Below are 23,024 nucleotides of genomic sequence, written 5' to 3'. Positions count from 1 at the left end.
CGTGCCGTATCCATCGCGCCCCGTGCTCGAGGTGCTGCCGCAGTTCCGCGGCGACGTGAAAAATGGGTACAACCTGTTCCAGCGGGACAGGTTCGACCGGTTCGTGGCCGAGCAGTACATGGCCGGCCGATCGCTGCGCGAGGTCGGGGAGCTGACGGGGCGCACGCAGACGGCGGTGCGGCGGAGCCTGGCCCGCACGGGCACGCCGCGCCGCGGGCGAGGAGCCCAGCCGGTCGGGACGTCGTCGTGAAGTCGTTGTGGACGCCGACCGAGCTCGCGGCCGAGGTCGGGGTCTCCCGGGCGGCGGTGTACGCGTGGCTGCGCGCGACGCTCCCGCGCCCGGTCGACCGGCGGTGGCTGCTCGACGAGGACATGGCCGCGCGCGTGCGCGAGCGGTTCACCGCGACGGCGCCGATCCGTGAGCACCAACCGGGGCCGTGCTCGGTCGACGGGTGCGACCGGCCCGCCCACGGAAGGGGTCTGTGCAAGATGCACTACGACCGGTGGTACCGGACCGGGAGCACGGACGGCCTCGGTGGCGGCGCGCACCAGCGGGCCAAGACGCACTGCCCGCACGGGCACGAGTACACGCCGCAGAATACGATCGTCTACCCGTCGGACGGGCGGCGGCGTTGCCGCACGTGCCGCGAGAGCCGGTGAGCGCGGGCACGAGCTGCGCCGTCGCGGCGTGCGTGCACCGTGGGGTCGTTCCACGGTGGTCGCATCCACCCGACGGAAGGAGCACCCGTGGCCGTGACGATCGAGGTCTACCACCAGGACGAGCAGTGGCACGTGCGACGCCAGGGCGAGCGTGAGCCGCTGTCCAACCACGCGAAGAAGGACGACGCGGTGGCCGCCGGGCGCGCGGCCGCCGAACGCGAGAGCGCCGAGCTCGTGATCAAGAACCTCGACGGGACGATCGTGCAGAAGGACTCCCACGGGCACGACCCGCGCAACGTGCCAGGCTGAACCATGGCCGGCGCGAGGGCGATGCCGTACGACGTCGCCCTCGCGCGCGCGGTCGAGCAGATCCCCGCACCGGGCGCGCTCGAGGGCGGCTGGCGGCGGCTTCCGGGCGGGGTTCTGCCCCTTGAACGGCGTCCCGGTCGCGGCGCCCCTCGCGGTGCCAAGTCGTCGTCCGCTGAGTGGGTGAGGGTGGGTCCAAGCCGGTGTCAGTCGGTGGTGTCGTTGAGGAGGCCGAGTTGTTGGGCGCGGGCGAGGGCGGCGGCACGGCGTGAGACGCCGAGCTTGCGGTAGATGCTGCGGATCTGGGTGCGCACGGTGGCGGGTGAGACACCGAAGTGTGTGGCAGCTTGCTCCGCGGTGTTGCCGGCGGCCAAGGCAGTGAGGACTGCCCTCTCTCTTGGCGACAGGCGCACGACCTCGACTCCTCGGGGGATGTTCACGCGTTGCAGTCGCCGGTTGAGCAGAGGGTTGGGGACGTCGGCGAGCTGAGCGAGGTGGTTGAGGTCGTCCGGCTCGGCGGCCAGGAACGGTTTGACATGGTTGTCGCTGGTGCGCAGCCTCACGGCCTTGCGGAATGCGGTGGCGGCGTGGTGCTTGTTGCCGGTGCGCAGGTGGGCCACAGCCATGACCAGGTGCATGCCCATCATGTCCGGCACGGGGATGTGGAGCTGGTGCAGGGCTTGGGCGGTGGCGCGGATGGCCTCGTGCGGGTGGCCGGCGAGCAGGTGCGCCCAGGCGGCGTGCTGGCGCAGGGACGCGACGTCGGGGTAGGTATCGACGAGCTGTAGCAGCCGGTTGCCCTCGGCCGCCTTGAGCAGGAGCTTGGCCTCGGAGCGCAGCACGAGCTGGCCGGCCAGGGTTGTGGGGTCGGGTTCGAGCGCGCCGTGGCGTGTGCGGGCCTTGTCGAGATGGGTGAGGGCGGCGTGCGGGTCGTCGAACAGCGCCGCGTGACTGGAGTGGGCGTAGGCGATGAACGGCCACAGTTCCAGGCTCTGTGTTGGCGGTCCGATGGCGTCCAGGTGATACCGAGCCTCGTCGGGGTCGGCTTCCTCGATCGCGACCAGTGCACGGGCGATCTTAGCCCCGACGGTCGTGAGGTGTTCGATCCACTGCGGTCCAGCGGCGCTGTCGTCGAGTGCAGTGAGCCAGGTGCGGGCCAGGTCGAGGTGCCCGCGGTAGGCGGCGACGAGAGCGAGGTTGGCCAACGCGTTCGCGCCGGCGTTGTGCGCGTGTGGGGGTGGTCCTGCCTCGAGATGAGCCCGGGTGTAGAGCTTCGCGGCGTGGTCGAGCCGCCCGGCGAGCATCGCGGTGGTTCCGCGCTCGGCTGACAGCCAGCCGGGTTTGGTCGCGACGTGAGCGGGGGTCCAGGGCAGGGTGTGTCCGCTTCCTGTAAGCACGAGCTGTTTGTCGACCCACGTGCCCAGACGTTCGGACTCCTCGTATGCCCCGCGCAGGCGTGCCGAGACGACGGCGATCGTGCCGGCGGTGATGAGGTCGCTCGGGCGGGTGAAGGACGTCAGTCGGGTGGCGTAGGAGCGGCCCTGGGCGGCGAACATGTTCAGGATCTTCCTCAGTTCGCTGTCCCGCTCACCGATCTCGGCGCGGTGGTGGGCGAGCAACGCCGCGTACAGCAGGCGCGGTCTGTTCTCGAACTCCGTGGCGTCCAGGCCGCGGACCCTTCTCATGATCGGGCGTGCGAAGCGTCCGGGCAGGTCGTACCAGAGCAGGTCGGACAGGTCCTCGATGTCGTCGAGCGTGCCGGTGGCGATCGTCTCGCGGATCGCCTCATCGCTCAGTGACGACGTCTCGTCGGGCGGTGGGTTCACCTGATCGATCTTCGCCCAGCGACGCGTGTGAGCGCGCACAGGCTCGAGGGTGAATGCCCAGCCATACGGGTGAAAAGACTCCCGGATTGATGAAGTTGTTGATGAAGTTCCATCACTTTCCCGTCACCGATTGCTGCCACCTGGGTCACATGGGGTGTTGACGAGCGCGCGAGGGGCGTGCGCCACGGAACTGATGGGGAACTCATGCGACCACACTCACGGGGTGCGACAGGCGCTAGCGGCGTCCGTTGGCGCGGGTCTCGTGCCGGGACGATGACGGCGCGCCACGCCAGGCCGCGACACCGAACGAGCACGTGGAAGCGCGCCGTTGCCGGTGCCGTCGCGCTCGTGACCGCCGGCACCGGTGTCGCGGCTTCCACGGCGCTTCCGGCTGTGGCGGCGACGGTCTACGAGCTCGAGGGGTCCTGGGCCCAGAGTACGCCGGCCTCGCTCGAGACCGGTGACGCGGTGTCCGCGACGTGGTGGTTCAACCTCAACGACGACGCGGCGGCCCCCGGCAACGAGCCGGTGGAGAACGTGACGGTGACGGTGACGGGCCAGGGCGCGGTGTTCGACGCGATCCCGCCGGCGTGCCTCACCGACGGCGTGGACCCGGTGTCGAGCATCTCCGAGGACGGCACGACGCTGGTGTGCAACGTCGGGACCCAGGACGAGGGCACCGCGTTCTCACTGACGACCGCGATGCGCGTGACGGCTGTGTCCGGGGAGACCGTGAGCGCGGGCGCGACGATCGCGAACCAGCAGACGACGCTGCCCGAGCTGCCCGTACAGAACGGGTTCGTGCAGGACATCCACTGGGTGGAGAGCGTGTCCGGGAGCACGCGGAACGACACCTCTCGCGACTTCACGTTCAACTGGACCCTGTTCCACGGCGCGAACAGCCCCGCCGGACCGGACACCGTCACCTACAACCTGACAGTGGCCAACAGCCTGGGCGCGACCACGCAGCTCGGCCCGAACCTGTGCACGGCGTTCCAGAGCGGCACCGCGAGCGGGCACCCGTGGTCGGGCGGCACGCACGATGCGAGCCGGGTGGCTCCCTTCGTGGGGTCGTGCACGCTGACGCGCAACAGCTCGACGTCGTACACGCTGACGCTGTCCGGGATCGACTACAGCCACGCGCAGGTGCCGACGACCGACTCGGCCGGGAACCCGCTGCCGACTGACCGCGTCGCGGTCGCCTCGGGACAGATCCAGCTGCGGCTGGTCACCACGGCGGGCTCGGGCCAGGTCTCGGTGACCTCGAGCGCGCCGACCTATACCGCGGTGGACGGGCAGACCGTCGGTGACGACCCCGCGAACAACACCTCGGCGAAGAACTGGGTGACGGGGGTCTGGTCGCACGCGTGGCAACCCCCGTACACGGGTTCGAGCGCGACGGTGTGGTCCGACACCTACCGGGTCGCCCCCGAGTCGGAGCTCGGCTCGGTGGTGCGGGTGATCTACCCGAACGTCCAGAACCAGGCCTCCACCCAGGGCGGTCAGTGCCTGGTGCTGGACACTCGGTACGTGGAGTTCACGGGTGCGCTTACCCGGTTCGACAACGCCCTGACGGGTGAGCCCGCCGGTCTGCCCGTGGCGTACTACACCGGCACTTCAGCGCTGGTGAATCCGGCGAGCGGCTCCTACGACCCGAACGCGTTCACGTGTGACGGGACGACGGGGTGGACGACGACGGCTCCAGCCGACCTGTCGACGGTCAAGGCGGTGCGGGCCACGTACACGATGACGGCGGCCCGCTGGCAGCGCGAGATCGCCCTGCAGGCGACGCAGCGGCTCCTTCCCGGTGCCCAGGTCGGTCAGGACGTGTGGACGTGGGGGTCGTACATCAACCCGTCGTCCGCCACGAACGCCTGGGTGAACCCGGCCCGGTCGATGTCACCGGCCGATGCCGGGCTGTCCGCGACCCTGACCCCGGACGCGCGTTACCCGTTCGCGCAGGCCGGTCGTGACGTCGTGCGGGTTATCGGTGTGACGCCGGACGTGTCGAAGTCGGTGCTGCCGACGTCGGTCGACCCGGGTGGGCGGGCGACGTACACGCTGAGCTACTCGGCGAACGGGACCGGGGCGGTGGCCCCGACGGTGGACGGGTACCAGCTCGTGGACACGCTGCCGCTCGGTGCGTCCTACGTCGCCGGGTCTGCTTCGCCGGAGCCGGTGGTCGCGACGAACGGCTCCGGTCAGCAGGTCCTGACGTGGACCCTGGACGGGGTGCCCACGAACGCTCCGCAGTCGCTGTCCTACGACGTGGAGTACGCCGACGACGTCGCTGGCGGCGAGCGGCTGGTCAACACCGTCACCGCGTCAGCGGAGGGCGTGCAGTCCGACGCGGCGACCGCGACGGTCGTGGTCAACGAGTCGGGCCTGACGAAGATCATCAAGACCGCCGACCAGGCGTTCATCCCCAACCTCGCCGGCGACGGCGCCGGCGCCGGCTCGTGGACGGTGCTGGTGCGCTCGGAGGACCCGCTGGCGCAGGAGTTCGTCGACGTGATCGACATCCTCCCGTACGTGGGCGACGGCCGCGGGACCGCGTTCTCGGGCTCGTACCAGCTCGACGGACCGGTGACGTCGTCGATCGGGGGGACCGTCTACTACACGACCGCGGACCCGGCGACGCTCACCGACGACCCGGCCGACGCCACGAACGGCGCGGCGGGCGACGTCGCGGGCAACACCGTGGGGTGGAGCACCACGTACACCGCCGACGCCACCGCGGTGCGCGTCATCACCGGCACGCTCCCGTCGCGCGGCGAGTTCACCATCGACGTGCCCGTGGTCACCGACGGCATGGTCGGCGGCGACGTGCTCGTCAACCGTTCCCAGGGTCGCGCGGAGAACACGCGCCTGGTCATGCGGACGTCGGCCTCGACGTCGATTGCGAACTACTACTCGGCGTCGCTGAAGAAGTACGTGCAGGACGCGGACGGCGAGTGGCGCGACGCGAACGACCCGCTCGACTACCCGCAGTTCCGTGTCGGAGACACGGTCCGGTACCGGATCGTCGTGGAGAACACGGGCCAGGGGACGCTGACGAACGTCGCGGTCTCCGACGACCTGCAGCCCGAGCTCGGGTCGTTCACGATCGAGTCCCTCGCCCCGGGAGCGACCGAGAGCCACGAGTTCGAGATCGTGCTCACCGAGCCCGTCGCGGACTCGGTCGTGAACACGGCGTGCGCGGACGCGGACGTGCCTGCGGACTCGGGCGTCGAGCCCACGATCAACTGCGACCCCGCTGGGTTCACGGTGGTCGGCACGCCGACGCACACCAAGGAAATCGTCTCCGCCACCCCGGTCGGCGACGGTCAGTGGGAGGTCGTGTACGAGGTCGTCGTGTCGAACACGCAGACCCCCTCGACGACATACTCCCTGACGGACGCGCTCCACTTCACCGACCAGGCGACGATCGTCTCCGCGACGGTGACGCAGGCGCCCGACGGCGTCGTCCTCGCCGACCCGGCGTGGGACGGCCAGGAGAACCTGACGATCGCGTCCGACGTGCCGCTGGCCGGGAACGACGACGAGGGCTACGCCCCGCACGTCTACCGCGTCACCGTCCTGGCTGATGTGCCGCTGCAGCTCGACGGTGCCGGTCCGGGCGCGGACGCCCCGACGGCTTGCCCGGCCGCGGGGTCGGACGCGAACCAGGGGTTCAACAACACCTCGCAGCTGACCGGCCCCGAGGGCGAGATCGAGGAGGACCAGGCGTGCGAGCCGATCCCGTCGATCGACATCACCAAGACGGTCTCCGCGGGCCCGACGCCGAACGGTGACGGGACGTGGACGGTGACGTACGACGTCGTCGCGACGAACTCCGGCGCCGCGGACGGCACCTACGAGGTGACGGACCGGATGACGGCCGACGGTGACCTCGAGGTCCGCTCGGGCTCCGTCGTCACCGCCCCGGACGGCGTGACCCCGAACGGGTCGTGGACGGGCCTGGGCGCCGAGGGCGCACCGGAGAACGTCATCGCCTCCGGCGTCGTCCTGCCTGCGGGCGGGACGCACACCTACCAGGTGGACGTCGTCCTGGGGCTCGTCCCCGGGACCGAGGGCGCGCCCGTCATCACCGACTGCGCCGCGGTCGGTGAGGGGGGCCCGGGCGGGCTGTCGAACGCGGCCGGGGTCGAGCACAATGACCTGACCGACTCCGCCGAGGCGTGCGTCACGGTGGGTGTGGTGACCGTCGACAAGTCGATCTCCGCGGGTCCGACCCCGAACGGTGACGGCACCTGGACGATCGTCTACGACCTCGTCGCCGAGAACGTCGGCGCCGCGGCCGCGGACTACGACCTGAGCGACCGTCTGCACTACGCCGAGGGCATCGAGATCCTCGACACCGCGGTCGTCACGTCGCCCGCCGACGTGGAGACCAACGCGAGCTGGACCGGTCTCGGGGACGAGGGAACGGCGGAGAACGTCGTGGCCTCGGGCGTCGAGCTGGCTGCGGGCGGGTCGCACACCTACCAGGTCGAGGTCACGGTCCAGCTGGACGAGGCCACGATCGACCCGGCGAACCTGCAGTGCCCGCCCCCGGGCTCGGGTGAGAACGGCGGCCTGGCAAACTCCACCAGCCTGACCAGCAACGGGATCGTGGCCGAGGACGACGTGTGCGCTTCGCTGCCACTGATCGGGATCGCCAAGTCGATCTCGGACGGCCCGACCGGCAACGGCGACGGGACCTGGACGATCACGTACGACCTGGTCGCGACTAACACGGGCCAGGCCGCGGGCGACTACGACCTGGTCGACGAACTCCTGTACGGCGAGGGCATCGTCGTCGAGTCGGCGGCGGTCGCCACGGCACCGGAGGGTGTGGAGCCCAACGCTGGCTGGACGGGTCGGGGCGAGTCGGGTGCGGAAGAGAACGTGGTCGCCACGGGCGTGACGCTCGAGGCGGGCGGCACCCACACCTACCAGGTGCAGGTCGTCGTCTCGCTCGACGCCGCGAGCGTCACCCCGGACACGCTCGCATGCCCGGAGCCTGGATCCGGCGAGAGCGGCGGTCTGGCGAACTCGACCGAGCTGACGCACAACGGCGAGACGCAGGGCGACGACGTGTGCGCGACCTTGCCGCTCATCGACGTGACCAAGACGGTCTCCGAGGGCCCGACGCCGAACGGTGACGGGACGTGGACGGTGACGTACGACGTCGTCGCGACGAACTCCGGTCAGGCGGACGGCACCTACGACGTCACGGACCGGATGACGGCCGACGGCGACATCACGGTCGTCTCCGGTGCGGTCGTCTCGGCGCCGGAGGGCGTGACCCCGTCCACGACGTGGACCGGGCTCGGCGCCGAGGGCGCTCCCGAGAACGTCATTGCCACGGACGTGAACCTGCCGGCGGGCGAGTCCCACACGTACCAGGTGCAGGTGGTCATCTCGTTGGCCGAGGGCAGCGAGGGCGCTCCGGCGGTCTCGGACTGCGCGGCTCCCGGGACCGGGGAGGACGGTGGCCTGTCGAACTCCGCCGGGATCGACCACAACGGGATCCCCGGCTCGGACGAGGCGTGCGTGACGATCTCGGCTATCACGGTCGACAAGACCATCTCCTCAGGCCCGACACCGAACGGTGACGGGACCTGGACGATCGTCTACGACATCGTCGCCGAGAACGTCGGTGGCGCGTCGGGCGAGTACGACGTCTTCGACCGTCTGCACTACGGGCAGGGCATCGAGATCCTCGACGCCGCGGTCACCACGGCCCCCGACGGGGTCGAGACGAACGCGGAGTGGACCGGTCTGGGCGCGGAGAACTCCTCGCCGGAGAACCTCGTGGCGTCCGGTGTCGAGCTCGCCGCGGGCGCGTCGCACACCTACCAGGTCGAGGTCACGGTCCAGCTGGACGAGGCGACGATCGACCCGGTGGTGCTGCAGTGCCCGCCGCCCGGCTCGGGTGAGAACGGCGGCCTGGCGAACTCCACGGGCCTGGACCACAACGGGATCCTCGTCGAGGACGAGGTGTGCGCGTCGCTGCCGCTGATCGACTTCGCGAAGTCGATCTCGGCGGGTCCGACGGGCAACGGTGACGGGACGTGGACCATCACCTACGACCTCGTCGCGAGCAACGCCGGCCAGGCCGCGGGTGACTACGACCTGGTGGACCAGCTGCTCTACGGCGAGGGGATCGTCGTCGAATCCGCGACGGTCTCCACCGCGCCGGAGGGTGTGGAGCCCAACGCGGGCTGGACCGGCCGGGGCGGGACGGGCTCGGAAGAGAACGTGGTCGCCGCGGGCGTCACGCTCGAGGCCGGTGCCACGCACACCTACCAGGTGCAGGTCGTCGTCTCGCTCGACACCGCGACCGTCACCCCGGACACGCTCGCGTGCCCCGAGCCCGGCACCGGGGACACCGGCGGCCTGGCGAACGCCGGCACGCTCACGCACAACGGCGAGACGCAGGACGACGACGCGTGCGCGACCCTGCCGCTCATCGACATCACCAAGTCCCTCTCGGGTGCGGTGACGCCGGTCGAGGGCGAGGACGGCGTGTACGACGTGGTCTACGAGGTCACGGTGACCAACCGGGGCCCCGGAGCTGGCAGGTACGACCTCGACGACGCGCTCGCCCCGGGCGAGGGCGTGACGGTCGTGGGCGTCCAGGACGTCGTCACCGACGCGCCCGCCCCGGTCGGCGTCAACGAGGAGTTCGACGGCCTCGACGACACCCGGATCGTCACGGGCCAGCCCATCGCCGGTGCCACCACCGCCCCGGTCGTGCACACCTACACCGTCACCGTGCGGTACGCCGCGGACCTGACAGACGTCGAGATCCCGGACACCGACGTGTGCACCACGGACGACGGCACCGTGCCGGGCGGCCTGAACAACGTCGCGGCGGTGGACTGGAACGGGAACGAGGGTAGCGACGACGAGTGCGTGCGTCCGGGCAAGCCCACCCTCGACAAGGCGCTGGTCTCCGCGCGACCGGCCGGCGACGGGACGTGGGAGGTCGTCTACGACCTCACCGTCGGCAACGTCGGTCAGGAGGCCACGACCTACGACCTGGACGACGAGCTGCTCTTCGCCCCGGTCATCACCGTCGACTCGGTCGCCGTGACCGGTCCGGACGGCGTCACGCTGAACGACGGGTTCGACGGTGACACCGACCAGCGGATCGCGACCGACGTCGTGATCGGTGGCCTGGACGACGAGGGGTACGCCCCGCACGTCTACCGCGTCACCGTGATCGCGACCGTGCCGCTGCACTTCACGGACGTGGAGGCCGACGGCACGGGCTCGCCCGCGTGCACCACGGCTCCTGGTGGGAACCTCACCGAGCAGGGGCTGAACAACGCGGCGACGCTCACCGACGAGACGGGTGGGACGCAGACCGACACCGACTGCGCCCCCGTGCCCTCCATCGACATCACCAAGACGATGGACGGCAAGCCCGTCAAGGGTACCGACGGGTCGTGGACGGTGACCTACACGATCACCGCCACGAACGACGGCGCCGCCGCCGGGGTCTACGACCTCACCGACCGCCTGCGCTACGGCGCCGGCATCGAGGTCCGGACCGCGACGGTCACCTCCGCGCCCGATGGCGTCACGCCGTCGAGCTCCTGGACGGGCCAGGGTGCGGAGGGTGACCCGGCCAACGTCGTGGCGACGGGCGTGAGCCTCGCCGCCGGCGCGACCCACACCTACCGGGTGAAGGTCGTCGCGACCCTCGACACGGAGCAGGTGGACGACACCACGTTCACCTGCCCCGAGCCCGGCGCCGACGGAAGCGGCGGGTTCGCCAACACCGCGGGGATCGGTCACAACGGGCTGGCCGACGCCGCCCAGGCGTGCGACACCCCGGACAAGCCCGCTGATCCCGGGAAGCCCGGCAAGCCTGGCGGGTCGCTGGCCACGACCGGCGCGACTCTGGCGTGGGTCGCGGGCGGGGCAGCGCTGCTGATGCTGATCGGCACGCTCGCCCTGATCCTCGCCCGCAACCGTCGCACCACCCTCAGCTGAGGTGCGGTCGGTCGCCCCGGCACGGGGGCGACCGGCCGCTCACCGGCTGATGTCGTGTGACCCACCGTGAGACCTCGCCACTACAGCGGGCGGGCCTCATCCGACAGCCGGGTCGTGATCGCCCCTCGATCACGACCCGGGTTCCCCAAAGTGGTGGCGGCCCGGCACCTGAAGCAGACCGGGCGCCGGACCGCCACCACAGCCACCGTCGACGCGCACCTTCTGCCTGCGAGGTCACCATGCACCGTGACGTCCACCGCATCATCGTCCCCACCCTGTTCGGCTACGCCACCCTCATCCGCGCCAGAGACACCCACCCCCTGGGTCTCGGCGGGCCCTTCGATGAGGATGCCCACTTGTTCGGTGGGACCACGCAACGCATCGATACAGTCCTGCCCCCGGACATCACCACTGACGAGCTCCTGGACTTCCACGCCCGGCTCCTGCTGCGCCCCGCCCACCGACGCCGACCCCGGACCGCGGCGGCCGCCGTCGGCCGCTGCCGGATGCTGAACCACGCCGTCGACGTGCGCACCACTACGGCCCTGACCGTGCACCGGTTGTGCCCGGCGCCCACGCCGCGCGACGTCGTTTTCGCTGCGTTGGTGCGCGCCATGCGCCGCGCCGACCACTCCCACCTCACCAAGAATCAGGAAGCCCTCGCCCGCCAGCTCGTGTGGTGCGCCATCTACGCCGCACGCGACCACCACCTGGCCCAGGTCCTCGACGCCGCGACGGCCCTGCGCCACCTGACCCTTAACCAGCACGCCGGCACCACGACCGACGCCCTCGACCAGGCCTGACCACCGAGTTGATGAACCCGCCGGTGAACACCGGGTTGGTGAAGTTGTGCCGTGCCTCGTATCACAACACCGCACCGAGCCCTCTCTCGACCTGCGACAACTCATCGACCGGCCACCGGGACATCCCTGGACGCTCGTCCGACTGCGTACAGTTCGGAGCACGGTGAGCCAGACCACCGGCACGCGCCGCACCCACCGGTAACACCTTGCCTGCAGGTGTGGCGAGCGGTCGTCGTGTGGACGGGACCGGGCGAGCACAACCGGGGCACGGACAGGATCTGCCATCGCTACGATGGCGACCTCTGGGGGAGGGGGCAGGTGGGCGAACAGTTCGACCTCAGCGCATACATCGACTCGCTCGGCCCCATGACTGCCGAACAACGGGTCATCATCGACGACGCGATGACCTTGGTCGCCCGACAAGGCGGCAGCGGTAGCACCGCGTTCCTGCGCGACACAGCCCTCTACGTCACCACCCTCGTCCTCGTCGGCGACGTCACCACCTTCGACGACGAGGACACCTGGCACCTCATCGACACCCTGCGCCACAAGCACCACGGCGGTGACCCCGGCCTCACGAGTTGACGATCCCCGGGCGGCTTCGTGCAGCCCGCGAACGCCTGCTGGGTCGAGTTCAGTCAACAGGCCGCGCGGCCACGTCCGTCCAGGACGACGGCGCACGCATCTGGGCCCGCCGCGGCACCGACCTGACGTCGACCTTCCCCGAGATCACCGGCGCACTCGAAGCCCAGCTCGACCCCGGCGTCGTCCTCGACAGCGACCTCGTCGTCTGGCAGGACGGCCGTCTCGCGTTCGAGGCGCTGCAAGAGCGCATGGGCCGCCGTCCACGTACCGCGGCGGCCGCCGCTCGTGGCTCGAGGTGATGCACCGCTCGACCGTCGACGTCGTGTGCGACGCGGTGACCGGCACCCTGTCCCAGCCGCAAGAGATCGTGGCCGGCCTGCCGATCGACGGCGATCTCCGGATCGTCGGCCGCACGGCGCCGCTGACGGTGCGCGTCGCGCGCTGGCGCCGCTGCTACGCCGGCCCGTGGGGGAGCATCCCTGGCCGGCGCGCATCTCGCCTGGGACGTTCGGCCGATTCAACGCCCGGACGGCGCCGATAGACCTCACCCTCGTCGAGCCGTTCGTGGGCGAGGTCTCCGCCGACGTCGCGTGGTCCGGGAAGTCCTGGCGCCACCCGCTGTGGTTCGTTCGCTTACGTCCGGACTTGGATCCCGAAGAGGTCTCCCGCGCCTGACGTACCAGGGCATGAGAGGCCGCGTGCCCCGTGCGGGACCGCGCTGTGCGGTGACGGAAGTGATGCTGCGGGGCGGTCAGGCAGGGCGGAGCTGCGGGGCGGTCAGGCAGGGCGGAGCTGCGGGACGGTCCACGAGCCGTCGAGCACTTCGGCTCGAGGGCGGTAGAGGCGGACGAGGAAGTTCCACGGCTCGGGAACGGGGATGGTGTTCGGCTCGTCGCCAAGGTCGCCGGGCGGCGCGAACCGTACGGTGACCGCGCCGTCGGTGTCCGGGACGGCAGTGACGCTGTTGACGCTGTAGATGCCTTGGGGGTTCGGCACGAAGTAGCCCTTGGCGTTGTACACCGAGACGGACCAGAAGGCGTCGACCGGGACGTCGCGCAGCGTCAGCTCGTATCGACCGGGCGGTACCTGCGGGTTGACGCCGACGTACGACGCCTCCGTCGTGGGTAGCCCGCCCCAGCCTGCTGCGGTCCCGATGAGGTGCTGCACGGGGTCGATCTGCTCACGCGTGCCGAACATGTGGTCGTACCGGCGCAGGCCGGCGGCGAGCACGAGCAACGCGTCCCGGGTGGTATCCAGGCTCGCCGTGTCGTACTCGGGTGAGGCGAACGGCTCCGCCGACCCCGCGGTGAGGCGCACGCTGTCCTGGATGGCGGCCACGGCCGCGAGGTCGTCGGGGTCGGCTGGGTCGACGAGTGTTCGCACGGCCAGGACGGCGTGGCGGGTGCCCACGGTCTCGGCGTCGAGCTCGTGCTCGCCGGCTGTGTGCAACACCTGCGCGACGAGGTGGTCGTTGTCGAGCACCATCGCGGACAGGTAACGACTCCCGGCGTCCGGCAGGGTGAGCGTGGCCCCGCCCGCGAGGTCGACGACGGCGAAGCTGTAGAGCGTGTCGCGGTTCATGCGCACGACCGTCTGCCGGTCGACTGATGCGGGCTCGCGGTTGTGCAGGAACCGGTTGATCCCACCGGCGTCTCGCTGCAGGTCGGCGAACATTCGATCGGTCTCGGCGCGAACGAACGTGTCAGCGTCGACCTGCTCAGCCATGAGTGCCCTCCTCGGACGCTGGCCACCACGCAGGTGACGTCGTGCACCAGGTACGAGAAGCGAACCACTCCGCCCCCAAGGGAGCGACCGGAACCAAGCCGACAGACGGGCGGCCGGTACCAGCGCCACGGCGGGCAGTACCGACGGTCATCGATATTGGACGTTGCCAGGTCCGAGACCCGAAGTGCCAAGGTGCGCGACCACGGGCCGGGCGTCCCAGGGAACCAGCGTGCGGGTGTTCGAGCGGTTCTACCGCGCGGACTCCTCGCGCAACCGCTGACGTACCCGACTCGGCCAGTGCTCGACGTTCTCCCGCAGTTCCGCCGCGATGCGAAGAACGGATACAACCTGTTCCAGACCGGTTCGACCGGTTCGTCGCGGAGCAGTACGCCGCTGGCCGGTCGCTGCGCGAGATCGGGGAGCTGGCGGGGCGCACGCAGACGGCGGTGCGTCGCAGCCTGGACCGCACGGGACACCGCGGCGCGGCCGTGGTGCCCAACCGGTCGGACAGGAGCGCGCGTGACGTCGCTTCGCACGGCGACCTTCGCTACGCCACCAACTGCTGCGGCAACGACTGCTTCTCGTCCTCGTTGAGCGTCACGGGCTCGATGATCTCGGTCACTCTGCCTGCTTCCCGCCGAGCCTCTGCTCGGCGTGTCAGGCCAAGACCCACCCACCGTTATTGAGACAGACCCTCCGGATCGGTCGGGGTCGTGGAGTCAGTCGGTGTCGGGTTGATCGGCTCATCGGCCGCTGGTGCGGGCGGCCCTTGCTGATCAATGACCAACATCAGGCACCGAGGCGCCTGGCGCGGTGCATGCTGTGGACGACCGGGCCGTCGACGATCTGGGTAGTCGCGGTCCGCACGAACCCGAGACGCTCGTAGAAGGTCAAGTTGCGGGCGTCCGAAGTCTCGAGGGCGACGGCCGGTGCGCCGTGAAGGTCGAGCTCCCTGAGGGCGGCCCGGCACACCGCGGTGCCGAGCCCGGTGCCCTGTCGCGACGGCGCGACCCCCACCGTCGCGAGCACCCAGGCGTCCGGGCGGGGCGGCGGGAGTTCGGCGGCGGCCACGGCGTGCAGGCGCGGGCCGTGCAGCGCGGCGATGTGCTCCTGGACGTTGGCCGGGGGAGCGGGCGCCTCGGGCGGCATGAGCGCGACGGCGGCGTCCGCCGGCTCGTGGACGACCACGATCCCGTGCGCGAGGGCGTGCTCGAGGTAGATCTCCTGGAGCGCGGCGAGCCGCTCGGCGTAGCCGTCCTGCGGGACGGCCCAGCGGGTCCAGGGGTAGTCGTGGAACGCGGCGGCGAGGGTGCGGGCCGCGGCGGGGACGTCGGCGGCGGTGGCTCGACGGAACGTCGGCGTCATGGTGCGGTGCCTCTCGGGGTCGGGTCGGGCTGCGGCTCGATCGCGCCGGTTCGGGCGATCTGCTCGAGGGTGCGCACGTGCTGCCGGAACGCGTCGAGCCCGCGGTCGCTGATGCGGACCCACGTGCGCGTCCGGCGCCCGGCGGCCTCCTTGCGGATCTCCACGAGGCCCGCGTCGGAGAGGGCGGTGAGGGCCTGGGACAGGGACGAGTCGCTCAGCTCGACCAGGTCGGCCAGGAAGCGGAAGTCCGCGCTCTCGACGTTCGCCAGGGCGGCGAGGATCGAGAAGCGCACGGGCGAGTGGATGAGCGCGTCCAGGCCCTTGCGCGGGTGGCTCACCGGCGTGCGCTCGCGAACGCGCACGCCGCGAACGGGGAGGCGGCGACGACGCCGGCGAGGACCCACCAGGCCGGCGACGCCGCGCCGACGAGCTGGAGCGCCGGGTCGAGCATGACGAAGTACAGCACCGCCCAGGTGGTCAGCGCGATGCCCATGTCGCGCGCCCAGTGCCGCGGTGCCGCCTGGTGGTTGCGCGCGACCGCGGACCACAGCAGGGCGAGAACCACGACGAGCACTGTTGTGGCGGGCCACCACGGTGCGTCGAGGACGTCGATCGCGATCGTGTACGCGAGGGTGGCCACGGCGTGCCCGACGCTGAGCCAGGGGTACCAGCGGGTCGCGCGGTGGGCCTGGGCGGCGACCTCCTCCGCGTGGCCGAGTTGACGACGGGCCTGCTCCGGGGTGATGGAGTTCTGGATCATGCAATCATTTTAGCATCCTTAAAGTGCTTGCAGTCCACCCGGCGCGGTCTCCTCCCGCATCTCCTCGAGCGGGCGGTTCGCCGTCTCGGGCAGCGCGCGGAGCACGAGCACGAACGACGCGGCCGCGAACACCGCGTAGAGGGCGTAGCTGCCGGGGAGCGACAGGTCCCGGAGCGAAGGGAACGTGAGGTTGACGGCGATGCCCGCCGCCCAGTTCGCGGCGGCGGCGAGCGAGGCGGCGCGGGCGCGCAGCAGGTTGGGGAACATCTCCCCGACGAGGATCCAGATCACCGGGCCCCAGGAGACGGCGAAGGCCACGACGAAGACGTTCGCCGCGACCAGGGTCACGACGCCCCACGCGTCGACGAACACGACGCCGTCGGCGGTCTGTCGGGCCTGGGCGAACCCGGTCGCCATGACGGCCAGGGCGACCGTCATGCCCACCGACCCCACGAGCAGCAGGCGACGCCGCCCCACGCGGTCGACGAGGAAGATCGCGACGACCGTCGCCGCGACGTTGACGAGCGACGTGAGGGCCGAGAGCCAGAAGGCCTGCTGCTCGCCGAAGCCCACCTGCGCCCAGAGCGACGTCGAGTAGTAGAAGATGACGTCGATCCCCACGAGTGCCTGGAGCGCGGCGAGCGCGATCCCCAGCCAGACGATGGGCTTGAGGCGGCCCGGGCCGGAGAAGAGGTGGGACCACGCCGGCCGCGCCTCGTGGAGCGTCCCCTCGATGGTCGCGACGCCCAGGAGCGCGTCGCCCTCCGGGACACGGTGGAGGCGCCGCAGCGTGCGGGCGGCGCCGTCCCGGTCGCCGCGCATCACGAGGTACCGCGGCGACTCGGGCAGCAGGACCGCCGCGACCACGTACGCCATCGACGGCACGACCGCGACGAGGAACATCCACCGCCAGGCGGGCAGGCCGAGGGCCAGCTCCGCCTCGGCCCCTCCCGCGGCGCGGACGAGGAACGCGTTCGAGACGAGCGCGGCGAAGATGCCCAGGACGATCGACATCTGCTGCGCCGTCGCGAGCCGCCCGCGCAGCCGGGCGGGCGCGATCTCGGCGATGTACAGCGGGGCGACGACGGACGCCATCCCCACCCCCACGCCCCCCAGGAAGCGCCACAGCGCGAGGGTCGGGCCGTCGTGCGCGACGGCGCACAGCACCGACGTGGTGACGAACAAGGTCCCGGCGACCATCATGAGGCGCCGTCGTCCGAAGCGGTCCGCGATCGTGCCCGCGGAGAAGGCGCCCACCGCCGCGCCGAGGAGCGCGCTCGCGACGATCACGCCCACGAGCGCGCTCCCGACGCCGAGCTCGGCCTTGAGGGCGTCGACGGCGCCGTTGACCACGGCCGTGTCGAAGCCGAACATGAACCCGCCCAGCGCCGCCCCGACGGTCGACGCGACCACGAGCGGGGTGAGGGCGCCGTGGCCGAGGCGGCCCGTCGCGGCGTTCACGGCGTGCTCCGGCGGAGGGTCGTCGGGGTGGAGGTCTGCGTCATCGGAGGTCCTCTCGGAAGGTGTCGACGGGGTGGGCGATCGTGCTGAACAGGGCGTTGGCGGCCTGTCGCGAGTCGAGCCGCGTGTGCTGGACGACGACGGGCGCCGACGCGAGGACGACGGCCGAGTAGTCGGTGCCGCGGGGCACGGGCTCGGGGTCGTCGAGGTCGTTGAGCGTCACGTGGCGCACGCGCTCGCCGGGCACCACCACGACGTACGGGCCGGCCGGCGGGCGGTCGGCGAAGTAGAGCCGGATCTCGACGCGCGCGTCGTCGGGACCGGCGTTGAGCAGGCACAGGCTCTCGTGGCTCGCGAGAGTCGGGTCCTCGCCCGTGCCGTACGGCGGGATCCAGCCGTCGCCGATCGCCCAGCACGTCGCCCCGACCCGGGGACGACGTGCCGGGGCGTCCGGCGCGCTCATACGCTGATCGACGACTTGGCGAGGACGCCGCCGTCGCACCCGACGAGCGACCCGGTCGTGTACGACGAGCGGTCCGACAGCAGCCAGAGCACGGGCTCGGCGATCTCCTCGGGCCGCGCGAGCCGGCCCAGCGGGACCTCGCGCTCGATCTGCGCGCGCGTCGCGTCCACCTCGTCGGCGGGCACGTTGGCCCACATGAGCGGGGTCTCCGTCGGGCCGGGCACGATCGCGTTCACCCGGACCCCGTGGCGCGCGTAGTCGACCGCGAGCGTGCGGACCATGGACGAGATCGCCCCCTTCGAGGCGCCGTACGCCGTCGCGCCCCCGGCCGCGAAGCCGACCGTCGCGGCCGGCGAGCCGCACAGCACGACGCTCCCGCCGCCGTCGCCGTCGCCGTCGCCGTCGATCATCGTGCGCAGCACCTCGCGCACGACGAGGAACGTGCCCGTCACGTTGACGTCGAGCACGCGGCGCCAGGTGCCCGGGTCGAGCTCGTGTGCCGCCCCGCCCATGTCGATCCCCGCGCCGGCGAAGACCCCGCGCAGCGGTAGGCCGGCGCCCTCGACGACGCTCATCGCCGACTCGACGGCGGCCGCGTCGGTGACGTCGAGCACGTGCACGCGCCCGTCGCCGCCCGCCGCCCGGACCAGGTCGACGGTGGTCGCGGCGCCGTCGTGGTCGAGGTCGAGCACGTGGACGAACCAGCCGTCCCGCGCCGCGCCCACGGCGACCGCCCGGCCGATCCCGGACGCCGCGCCCGTCACGACGAGCGCACCCGGGCTCACGCGGGGCTCCCGAGCAGCACGTCGGCGTCGCAGTAGCGCGCGAGACGGTCGCGGTCGAGCTGGATGCCCAGACCGGGGTCCTCGGGGATCGCCAGCATGCCGTCGGCGTCGAGCGTCCAGCCGTCGGCCGTCAGGTCGTCGATGTAGGGCGAGCCGGTGACGTACTCGACGAGGTCGGTGTCGGGCAGCGCGGACGCGAGCTGCAGGTCGGTGGCGAGCCCGACGGCGGTGTTCCACCCGTGGGGCACGAGCTTGACGCCGTGGTCGTGCGCGGACCAGCCGATGCGGCGCAGCTCGCTCGTCCCGCCGACCTTCGTGACGTCGGGCTGCACGATGTCCAGGGCGCCACCCTCGATCCACGGCTGGAACGACTGGCGTCGGGTGAGCACCTCGCCGCCCGAGATCGGGACGGGTGAGCGACGTCGCAGGTGCGTGTAGTCCTCGATCGCGTCCGGTGGCAGCGGTTCCTCGAACCACGCGACGCCGTACGCGTCGAGCATGCGTGCGGTGCGCAGGGCCCACTTGTAGCCCTGGCTCCACGCGCTGTCGCTGCCGCCCGCGTCGACCATGAGCATCGCGTCGGGGCCGATCGCGTCGCGCGCCGTGGCCACGATGCGCTCGTCGAGCCGCTCGTCGACCCGGCCGAAGGGTCCCCAGCCGATCTTGAACGCGGTCCACCCCTCGGCGCGAAGCGCGGTGAGGTGGTCGCGCAGAGCGTCGGGCTGGTCCATGAGCAGCGACGCGTAGGGGCGGACCCGGTCGCGGTACCGCCCACCGAGGAGGCGGCCGACGGGCTGGCCGGTCGCCTGGCCGAGGATGTCCCAGAGCGCGGTGTCGACGCCGCTGATGGCGTGAGTGATCGAGCCGCCGCGGCCCATCCAGAACGTCGTGCGGTGCAGGCGCTCGCTCGTGCGCTCCGGCTCGAGCGCGTTCGCCCCGACGAGCAGCGGCCGCAGCACGTCGAGCGCGCCCCGCACCAGGTCCTCGGTCGTGAACACGCTGCCGACCCCGACGACCCCTTCGTCGGTGTGGACGGCGACGAGAGTGTGCACGACGTCGTCCTGACGCAGCTCTTCCTGCCAGCCTCCTTCGGGCGTGGCGCCGCGCAGTCCAGCGGCGGTGATGGCGGTGATCTTCATGGGGTGTCCTCTCGTAGGGGTGCGGTTGCGCCCGTCGGGTGCGGCGGGACGGTCAGCGGCGCGGCAGGTGGCGGCCCGCCCGTGTGCCCAGGTGCTCGCCGTCCCGGACGACGACGCGGCCGTTGACGACCACGTGGGGGACGCCGCGCGCGTAGGTGCCCGTGTACGCGAACGTGTCCTGGCGGGCCAGCTCGTCGAGGTCGAGCACGGCGAGGTCGGCGAACGCGCCAGGGCGGACGCGACCCCGGTCCTGCAGCCCGAATCGGTCCGCGACCATGGAGGTCAGCTTCCGCACGGCCTCCTCGAGGGTGAGGGTCCGCGACCGGAGCACGTGGTGGGAGATGTAGTGGGTGTGGCCGGTGAAGAACAGCGGGTGGCGCGTGCGCCGCGACAGCGGCCCGTCGAGACGGCTCGTGAACCCGTCGACGCCGAGGGCGAAGAGGGGGTGGGCGACTGCTTCGGCGACGTGCTCCGGGGTGAACAGGCGCCCCAGGAGCTGCACCGAGCCCATCGCCGGTCCGGCAGCCTGCAAGATGTCGAAGAACACGCCCCACTCGGAACAGCCGGACTCCTCGGCGAGGCTCGTGACGGTCCTGCCTTCCGCGCCGGGGGTCGCAGGGCTCGTCGCGATGGTGACGCGGTCCCACTGCCCCTTGTGGACGAACCGCCAGTACCGGTCGCAGTCGGCGCGCAGCCGCGCGCGCGTCGCGCCGGAGCGCAGTGACTCGGCCGCCTGCACGGGACCGTCCGCGAGGAACCAGGTGGGAAGAAGGCCCGTCGCGAGGCCGATCCCGTGCGGGTAGGGCGTCATGTCGGCGAGGACGTCGGTGCCCCTCTCACGTAGTCGCTCCAGTCGTCCGACGGCGTCGTGCCAGGCACCGTCCGGGGCGCCGGTGTCGTGGCGCACGTTGAGGTGCGAGAGCTGGGCGCGCAGCCCGTTCCTCGTCGCGATCTCGGCGAACTCGTCGACGGCGTCGAGCAGGTGCACGTCGCGGTTGCGGATGTGGCTCGCGTAGATCCCGTCGTAGCGCGCGAGCGTGGCGGCGACCGACACGAGCTCCGCGGTGTCCGCGTCACGACCCGAGCCATACTCCAGGCCCGTCGACATCCCCAGCGCACCGGCCTCCATGGCCTCGGTGAGGTAGCGGGTCATGCCTGCGACGCCTCGGGAGTCGGCTCCCTCACCGCGCACGCCGGCTGCGTCGCGCAGCGCGGTGTGGCCCACGAGCCACGCGAGGTTCTGTGCCGTGGCCCCGTCGTGACGGTGGACCACGTCGAGCAGCTCGCCGAAGCTGCGCCACGTGACGTCGCCGTCGTACCCGTGCCCCCGGAGCGCGTCACGCGCAGCCGAGACGCCGTCCGTGGCGAGCGGGGCGTAGGTGACGCCGCAGTTGCCGACGACCTCGGTGGTCACGCCCTGCCGGACGGTGCTCTGGGCGTCGCGGTTGCCGAGCACTGACCAGTCGCTGTGGCTGTGGGGATCGATGAAGCCGGGCACGACCGTGAGTCCGGCGACGTCGAGGATCTGCTCCGCGTTGGCCTCCAGGCCGGTCGCGACGGTGACGACCTGGTCGCCGCGCACGCCGACGTCCGCCCTGCGCGCCGGGCTACCCGTGCCGTCGATGACCGTGCCCCCGCGGAGCCGGAGGTCGAGCGGGGCCCGGGTCGCGGCGGTCATCGCAGCTCCTCGTCGTGCCGGTCGACCACACGGCTGAGGAAGACGAGGGACACCAGTGCCCCGAACGTCAGGTAGAAGGCCGGGGCGACGTCGAGGCCGGACCGGGTCGCGAGGAACGTGTTCACGAACGGGGCGGTCCCGCCGAACACCGCGACACCGATGTTGTACGAGCTCGAGAAGGCAGACGACCGGACTCTTGTGGGGAAGAGCTCCACGAACATCGCCGCCATGGGGCCCGAGACGAGGGCGAAGAGCGTCACGAAGAGCACCTGACCGGTGACCGCTCCGGCGATCGTCCCGCTCGTGACGAGCAGGAAGATCGGGTAGGTGCCGACGGCGAACAGCGCCATCGCGGTCATCATCAGGGGCTTGCGCCCGACCCGGTCGGACAGCGCGCCGGCGGCGACGATGAGGGGGACCTCGATCACGAGGGCGAGCGCGTTCGTCATGAGCGCGTCTGCGAGCGGCAGCGCCCCGATCCCGGAGAGGAACGCCGGGAAGCTGGTGGCCGTGTAGCCGTAGAGCGTGACGCCAAAGACGATCCCGAGGACGAGCAGCCAGCTCCGCCGGTTGCCCCCGGGGCCCTCGCCCGGCGCGGCGCTCCGGTCCGGGGCATGCTCCGTGACGGCCGCGGCGTGCGGGTCGGCCGGAGCTGCCGTATGCGACGCGTGCAGCGCCCGGTAGGCAGGGGACTCGTCCAGCTTGAGGCGCACGAAAAGGCCGATCGCCGCGACGACGCCGCCGGCGATGAACGGGACGCGCCAGCCCCACGCGTCGACGGCGTCCTGGGGCAGCGCCCTCACCATGAAGGTCGCGACACCGGTCCCCAGCAAGAACCCCGCCACGGTCGAGGCTTGGACGATGCCCGAGAACAGGCCCCGGCGCCCCGTGCGCGCGTACTCGATGAGGAACGTGGCGCCACCTGTCCACTCGGCGCCGACCGCGAGGCCCTGGATCATCCGCAGCGCCACGAGGAGGGTGGGTGCCAGCGCACCCACGGCGGCATACGTGGGGAGCAGGCCGATGAGGAGGCTCGAGAGCCCGACGATCACCATCGTGATCGCGAGCATGCTGCGCCGGCCCGCGCGGTCGCCGAGGCGGCCGAGGACGATCGCCCCGATCGGCCGACAGACGAACCCGACGGCGTATGACGCCAGGGTGACGAGGAGCGAGACGGTCGGATCGTCGGACGGGAAGAACAGGCGACCGATCACCGCGGCCATCGCGGCGTAGATCGCGAAGTCGTACCACTCCAGGACGGTCCCGAGCACCGCCGCCGCGGTGACCTTCCCCGGGACCTTCCCGTGCCGTGCCCCGGCGGCCACCGCGGGGTCGCCGTCCGTGCGGCCGCCGGGGCCGCGAACGTCTGCAGGAAGCGCCATTGCTCTACCTCTCCTTAGGTGCTGTGGTCGGCGACTCTAGGACGATGAATGGCAGATGGTCAACCATCGCCCATCGGATAGGATGCAGCCGTTCCGA

General features: G+C 71.6%; 18 protein-coding genes. 7 read left to right on the top strand and 11 right to left on the bottom strand.

Annotation, left to right across the window (positions count from 1 at the left end; genetic code table 11):
• Position 1 precedes the first annotated feature (1 nt).
• From ACMXGY_RS00995 to ACMXGY_RS00985, 3 genes are all read left to right on the top strand, one after another.
• Positions 2–250, top strand: a complete 249-nt coding sequence (locus tag ACMXGY_RS00995) for a helix-turn-helix domain-containing protein (RefSeq protein ID WP_483775027.1) — start codon at positions 2–4, stop codon at positions 248–250.
• Complete coding sequence (locus ACMXGY_RS00990; RefSeq protein ID WP_483775026.1) at positions 247–660, top strand: helix-turn-helix transcriptional regulator; 414 nt, start codon at positions 247–249, stop codon at positions 658–660. The genes ACMXGY_RS00995 and ACMXGY_RS00990 overlap by 4 nt, the downstream gene beginning before the upstream one ends.
• A gap of 87 nt (positions 661–747) precedes the next feature.
• Positions 748–969, top strand: coding sequence for a DUF2188 domain-containing protein (locus tag ACMXGY_RS00985; RefSeq protein ID WP_483775025.1), 222 nt, complete (start codon positions 748–750; stop codon positions 967–969).
• Positions 970–1,172: 203 nt separating this feature from the next.
• Here ACMXGY_RS00985 and ACMXGY_RS00980 read toward each other — a convergent pair whose 3' ends face one another.
• Positions 1,173–2,831 carry a helix-turn-helix transcriptional regulator gene (locus tag ACMXGY_RS00980; RefSeq protein ID WP_483775024.1) on the bottom strand — a complete coding sequence of 553 codons (1,659 nt, stop codon included), beginning with the start codon at positions 2,829–2,831 and terminating at the stop codon, positions 1,173–1,175.
• Between the two features lie 309 nt (positions 2,832–3,140).
• Between ACMXGY_RS00980 and ACMXGY_RS00975 the strand changes: the two genes are divergently transcribed.
• The 4 genes from ACMXGY_RS00975 (at position 3,141) to ACMXGY_RS00960 (ending at position 12,468) form a co-directional block, all read left to right on the top strand.
• Complete coding sequence (locus ACMXGY_RS00975) at positions 3,141–10,781, top strand: DUF7507 domain-containing protein (protein ID WP_483775023.1); 7,641 nt, start codon at positions 3,141–3,143, stop codon at positions 10,779–10,781.
• A 239-nt stretch (positions 10,782–11,020) separates the two neighbouring features.
• Positions 11,021–11,584: a hypothetical protein gene (locus tag ACMXGY_RS00970; RefSeq protein ID WP_483775022.1), complete on the top strand. Its 564-nt coding sequence runs from the start codon at positions 11,021–11,023 to the stop codon at positions 11,582–11,584.
• A gap of 318 nt (positions 11,585–11,902) precedes the next feature.
• On the top strand, positions 11,903–12,169 hold the full coding sequence (locus tag ACMXGY_RS00965; protein ID WP_483775021.1) for a hypothetical protein: 267 nt from the start codon (positions 11,903–11,905) through the stop codon (positions 12,167–12,169).
• On the top strand, positions 12,166–12,468 hold the full coding sequence (locus ACMXGY_RS00960) for a hypothetical protein (RefSeq protein ID WP_483775020.1): 303 nt from the start codon (positions 12,166–12,168) through the stop codon (positions 12,466–12,468). The genes ACMXGY_RS00965 and ACMXGY_RS00960 overlap by 4 nt, the downstream gene beginning before the upstream one ends.
• Before the next feature lie 478 nt (positions 12,469–12,946).
• Here ACMXGY_RS00960 and ACMXGY_RS00955 read toward each other — a convergent pair whose 3' ends face one another.
• The 10 genes from ACMXGY_RS00955 to ACMXGY_RS00910 all read right to left on the bottom strand — a co-directional run bounded on the left by ACMXGY_RS00955 (position 12,947) and on the right by ACMXGY_RS00910 (position 22,927).
• Positions 12,947–13,894, bottom strand: a complete 948-nt coding sequence (locus tag ACMXGY_RS00955; RefSeq protein WP_483775019.1) for a DUF1254 domain-containing protein — start codon at positions 13,892–13,894, stop codon at positions 12,947–12,949.
• A gap of 789 nt (positions 13,895–14,683) precedes the next feature.
• Positions 14,684–15,259 (bottom strand): GNAT family N-acetyltransferase, encoded by a 576-nt coding sequence (locus ACMXGY_RS00950; protein WP_483775018.1) that lies wholly within the window; start codon positions 15,257–15,259, stop codon positions 14,684–14,686.
• A complete protein-coding gene (locus tag ACMXGY_RS00945) occupies positions 15,256–15,597 on the bottom strand; it encodes a transcriptional regulator (protein ID WP_021482310.1) in 342 nt (113 codons plus the stop codon). Before ACMXGY_RS00945 ends, ACMXGY_RS00950 begins: the two co-directional genes overlap by 4 nt.
• Positions 15,594–16,019, bottom strand: coding sequence for a hypothetical protein (locus ACMXGY_RS00940; protein WP_483775017.1), 426 nt, complete (start codon positions 16,017–16,019; stop codon positions 15,594–15,596). Before ACMXGY_RS00940 ends, ACMXGY_RS00945 begins: the two co-directional genes overlap by 4 nt.
• Positions 16,020–16,037: 18 nt before the next feature.
• Entirely contained in the window at positions 16,038–17,480 is a 1,443-nt protein-coding gene (locus ACMXGY_RS00935) for a sugar porter family MFS transporter (RefSeq protein WP_483775016.1), read from the bottom strand.
• A gap of 40 nt (positions 17,481–17,520) precedes the next feature.
• Complete coding sequence (locus ACMXGY_RS00930; protein WP_483775015.1) at positions 17,521–17,943, bottom strand: sensory rhodopsin transducer; 423 nt, start codon at positions 17,941–17,943, stop codon at positions 17,521–17,523.
• The gene (locus tag ACMXGY_RS00925) at positions 17,940–18,728 is read right to left on the bottom strand and encodes an SDR family NAD(P)-dependent oxidoreductase (RefSeq protein WP_483775014.1); all 789 of its coding nucleotides are present in this window, start codon (positions 18,726–18,728) and stop codon (positions 17,940–17,942) included. The genes ACMXGY_RS00930 and ACMXGY_RS00925 overlap by 4 nt, the downstream gene beginning before the upstream one ends.
• Positions 18,725–19,867, bottom strand: coding sequence for a mandelate racemase/muconate lactonizing enzyme family protein (locus ACMXGY_RS00920; protein WP_483775013.1), 1,143 nt, complete (start codon positions 19,865–19,867; stop codon positions 18,725–18,727). Before ACMXGY_RS00920 ends, ACMXGY_RS00925 begins: the two co-directional genes overlap by 4 nt.
• Positions 19,868–19,919: 52 nt before the next feature.
• Complete coding sequence (locus tag ACMXGY_RS00915; RefSeq protein WP_483775012.1) at positions 19,920–21,545, bottom strand: N-acyl-D-amino-acid deacylase family protein; 1,626 nt, start codon at positions 21,543–21,545, stop codon at positions 19,920–19,922.
• Positions 21,542–22,927, bottom strand: a complete 1,386-nt coding sequence (locus tag ACMXGY_RS00910) for an MFS transporter (RefSeq protein WP_483775011.1) — start codon at positions 22,925–22,927, stop codon at positions 21,542–21,544. Before ACMXGY_RS00910 ends, ACMXGY_RS00915 begins: the two co-directional genes overlap by 4 nt.
• Positions 22,928–23,024 lie beyond the last annotated feature (97 nt).

Source organism: Cellulosimicrobium sp. G4 BAM 1002 (genome assembly GCF_057126935.1).
Note: the sequence above shows the minus strand (reverse complement) of the source record. Positions and strands in the feature narration are given on the sequence as shown.